This is a genomic window from Microbacterium sp. Leaf351 (genome assembly GCF_001423825.1).
Taxonomy (GTDB): Bacteria; Actinomycetota; Actinomycetes; order Actinomycetales; family Microbacteriaceae; genus Microbacterium; species Microbacterium ginsengisoli.
The window spans coordinates 83,331-87,363 of the sequence record NZ_LMPK01000036.1; the positions used below are offsets into that span (position 1 = coordinate 83,331).

The 4,033-nt window shown below is 69.5% G+C and carries 3 protein-coding genes and 1 pseudogene; all 4 read right to left on the minus strand.

The annotated features are described in order from the left end of the window. Positions 1 to 1,307: pseudogene (locus tag ASG00_RS12355) on the minus strand (UDP-N-acetylmuramoyl-tripeptide--D-alanyl-D-alanine ligase); the annotation flags it as partial. A 4-nt stretch (positions 1,308 to 1,311) separates the two neighbouring features. Next, positions 1,312 to 3,102 carry a peptidoglycan D,D-transpeptidase FtsI family protein gene (locus tag ASG00_RS12360; protein ID WP_056209964.1) on the minus strand — a complete coding sequence of 597 codons (1,791 nt, stop codon included), beginning with the start codon at positions 3,100 to 3,102 and terminating at the stop codon, positions 1,312 to 1,314. A 4-nt stretch (positions 3,103 to 3,106) separates the two neighbouring features. Further along, positions 3,107 to 3,709 (minus strand): hypothetical protein, encoded by a 603-nt coding sequence (locus ASG00_RS12365; RefSeq protein WP_056209966.1) that lies wholly within the window; start codon positions 3,707 to 3,709, stop codon positions 3,107 to 3,109. Further along, a partial coding sequence (gene mraW / locus ASG00_RS18465) for a 16S rRNA (cytosine(1402)-N(4))-methyltransferase (protein WP_235559571.1) occupies positions 3,706 to 4,033 on the minus strand: 328 nt, incomplete at its 5' end. The genes ASG00_RS12365 and mraW, both read right to left, overlap by 4 nt.

Sequence of the window (4,033 nt, forward strand, 5' to 3'; positions counted from 1 at the left end):
TCGTAGGCCTCGTCGGCGGTCGCGAAGAACACGGCCTCGTCGCTCCACGACCCCTCCGCCACGGCGGCGAGGAACATCCGTCGGGCGGCGGCACCCACGATCACGATCCGCTGGATGCGCAGTCGCACCGCGAGTTCGCCGATGCGGTCGTGCTCCTCGCCGGCGTACTCGCCGAGCTCGCTCATCGCGCCGAGAACCGCGACTGTGCGCTCGCCCTCGCCGGTGATCTGGGCGAGGGTGCGCAGAGCCGCGACCATCGAGTCGGGGCTCGCGTTGTAGGCGTCGTTGATGATGCGCACACGGTCCGAGCCGAGCGGCTGCATGCGCCAGCGCTCTGCGAGCTCGAGGGTCTCGAGGCGGGCGATGGATGCCGCGAGCTCGACACCGAGCGCGCCGGCCGCCGCGATCGCGGCGATGGCGTTGTTGACGTGGTGGGCGCCGAGCACCCGCAGCCGGACCGGCAGCGCCTCTCCTCCGGCGTGCACGGTGAAGGCGGTGCCGGACGCGGAGACCGAGACATCCGTCGCCTGCACGTCAGCCTCTGCGGAGTGGCCGAACCAGCGCACCTCGCCGTCCTTCTCGAGGGCGATCGGCGCCATGCGGCGCACCCGCTCGTCGTCGCGGTTCAGCACGGCGACGCCGCCGCCGCGCATCGCGTGGACGAGCTCGGATTTCGCGATGAAGGTCGCCTCGATGCCACCGAAACCGCCCGCGTGGGCCATGCCGACCATGAGCTCGACGACCACGTCGGGGGTGACCAGCCCCGCGAGTCGGGCGATCTCGCCCGGTCCGCTGGCACCGAACTCGCTCACGAGGAACCGCGTGCCCGCCGTCACCCTCAGCATCGTCAGCGGTGCACCGACCTCGTTGTTGAACGACGCGCGCGGCGCGACGGTCTCCCCTTCGGCCTCGAGGATGCGGGCGAGCATGTTCTTGGTCGTGGTCTTGCCGTTGGATCCGGTGATGCCGACGATCCGCAGATCCCCCGCCGCCCGCACGCGCCCGACGACCTCGCGGGCGAGTTCGGCGAGGGCGACGACGACGTCGGCGACGACGATCTGGGAGACGGATGCCGCCACCTCCCGCTCGACGATGGCGAGCGCCGCGCCCGCGGCGACCGCGGCGTCGACGAACAGATGACCGTCGGTGGTCTCGCCGGGCTTGGCGACGAAGATGTCGCCGGGTGCGATCTGGCGGGAGTCGGTGTCGACGAGCCCGGACACCACCGTGTCAGCGGCGTCGGAGGCGGCCGTCACGAGGCGGCCATGCAGGACGTCGGCGATCTCGCCGAGGGTGAGCGCGATCATCCGCTCAGCCGAACTTGGGCAGCGTGACCGGCTGCGCGTCGTCGGGGAGCACCCGGTAGGTCTTCAGAACCTGGGTCATCGCCTTCTGGAACCCTTCTGCGTTGGCCGCCGACGAGGTTATCGTCTGGGGCTCGTTCAGGGTAATCGCGACAAGGTACTGGGGGTTGTCGGCGGGGGCGAACCCGATCAGGGTCGTGAAGTACGCGCCGACCTTGTAGCCGCCGGTCGCGGCGTCGTACTGCTGACCGGTTCCGGTCTTGAACGCGAGGACGTACCCCGGGATGGAGACGGCCTTGGCGAGCGGGCCCTGGGTCGCGACGTTCTCGAGGATGTCGGTGACCTGCTGAGCGGCATCCGTGCTCATGACCCGGGTCGCGGCCGGCTCGGCCGGGGTGGTGACGGTGCCATCGGACGCCGTGCAGGACTGCACGAGCTTCAGCGGGATCTTCTCGCCGCCGTTGGCGATCGCCATGTAGGCGGTGAGCAGCTCCGGGACGGTCGTGGTGAGGCCCTGGCCGTAGGTCGTGTCGTAGATCTTCTGCCGGTCCCAGGCGCTCACCGGCGGCAGATCGCCCTTCGCCTCGCCGATGAAGCCGACGGCGCTGCCCTGTCCGATGCCGAACTTCTGCAGGTAGCCGTAGCGCACATCGGGAGCGAGCTGGGATCCGAGGATCGACGCACCGACGTTCGAGGAGTCCATCAGCACTCCGGCGAGCGTGTACAGCTCCGTGCGGTGGTTCGAGTCATCCACCACCGTCGCCCCGTTCGGGAAGGTGATGCGTCCGGGAACCGATGCCGTCGAGGTGGCGGTCGAGGTGCCCGAATCGATGAGCATCGAGGCGGTGAGGGCCTTGAAGGTCGAGCCGGGTTCGAACGTGTCGGTGAAGATGTGGCTGCGCCAGTACTCGGGCGCGGTCGCGTTGATGTTGTTCGGGTCGACCGTCGGGTACTCCGCGGCCGCACGGATGTCGCCGGTCTTGATGTCGACCACGGTGATCGTTCCGCTGACGGCGGCGCGTTTCTGCACCTGTTCGGCGATGAGCTGCTGCATGTACCACTGCAGATCGCGATCGATCGTGAGAGTGACGGTGCCGCCGTCCACGGCGGGTGTCGTCTCCTCCGTACCCGGGATCATGACACCGTCTTTGCCGCGCTGATAGCGCACGACGCCGTTCGTCTGCTGCAGGCACGACTGCTGCGAGAGCTCGAGACCGGCGAGTGCCTGCTCGTCCGAGCCGACGAATCCCACGAGGTTGCCGGCGACCGCACCGTCGGGGTAGGTGCGCACGGGGTGGGTCGGGAAGGAGAGGTAGGGCAGCCCGAGAGCGGAGAGCTTGGTGTACGCATCGGTGTCGACGGCTTTCGCGAGGATCGCGTACTGCGATTTCGGGTTGACAGCGAGCGCGTCGCTGACCACCTTCTCGACGTCGGCCGGGGTCTTGCCCAGGATCGACGCGATCTGGGCGGCGGCGGCCGACCAGCCGATGCTCGCCGTCGTTCCGTCCGACTGCTTCTGCGACACGGTCGAGCTGGTCGTGCTCGGGTCGATCTGCACGTCGTAGCGGGTCACGGTGCCGGCGAGCACGTTCCCGTTCATGTCGACGATCGAGCCGCGGGTGCCGTTGACGGTGCGCTCGACGCCGTAGCCGAGGGTCATGGCCTGCTGCACGTTCGCATCCGCGTTGACGACCTGGATGTCGACGAGCCGGACCGTGAAGACGGCGAGCACGGCGAGCACGATCGCGAAGCCGACGACGGTGCGACGCCGCGTGCTGCGGCTGTTGCGGGACGTCATGGATTCAGTGTGTGGCCGGGGTCGGCAGCCCGTCGGTCAGCGCGGGGGGTGTCGCCGGATTCGCAGCCGCCGCAGAGGCGGCCGGGTCCGGCGTGGGCGCGATGGCTCCGTTGATCGTCGCCTGCGCGTTGCTGACGAGCGGCGTCGTGGCGATGAGGGCGTTCGGCACCGAGCCGTTGCCGAGAGCGTCGAGGGAGGATGTCGCGTTCGATGCGCGCTGCGGTCCGAGAACCGCGCCGTCGCTCAACCGCAGGTAGCTGGGGCTCTGGCCGGTGACCATGCCGAGTGCCGCGGCGTTCGCCGCAAGGTACTGGGGCGAGGTGAGACCCGTGATCTTGTCGTTGAGCACCTGCTTCTGCAGGTTGAGCGTGCGCTGCTGCTGCGCCACTGACGAGATGTCGAAGGTCGACTGCGTGGTCAGGATGGACAGTCCCATCTGAGCGCCGGCGATCAGCAGCGCCCCGATGACGGCGACCACGGCATAGGCCACTCGCGGCCGGCGGCGTCGCGCCGGCGCGACGACGCGGAGCGGGCGGGGGGTGGAGACGAGGAGGTCCTCGTCGAGAAGGTGGGGATGCGCGACCGGCGCGACGGTGGCGGTGCTCATGCGGCGTCACGGATCCTCTCGACGGCGCGCAGGCGCACGGGTGCGGAACGAGGGTTGCGGGCGCGCTCGGCGTCGGACGCCTGCTCGGCCCCCTTCACGAGCAGACGGAATCGAGGGGCGAACTCCTCGAGCTCGACCGGGAGCCCCCGCGGCGCGGTCGATGTCGATGCCTCGGCGAACACACGCTTGACGAGCCGATCCTCGAGCGACTGATACGACATCACCACGAGGCGTCCGCCGACACGCAGCGCATCGAGAGCGGATGGAATCGCGCGCTCGAGCACGCTGAGCTCGCTGTTGACCTCGACCCGCAGGGCCTGGAAC

What these genes read in the sequence shown, in the direction of transcription:
- ASG00_RS12360 (WP_056209964.1), bottom strand. Translation starts at nt 3,102, where the DNA reads ATGACGTCCCGCAACAGCCGCAGCACGCGGCGTCGCACCGTCGTCGGC.
- ASG00_RS12365 (WP_056209966.1), bottom strand. Translation starts at nt 3,709, where the DNA reads ATGAGCACCGCCACCGTCGCGCCGGTCGCGCATCCCCACCTTCTCGAC.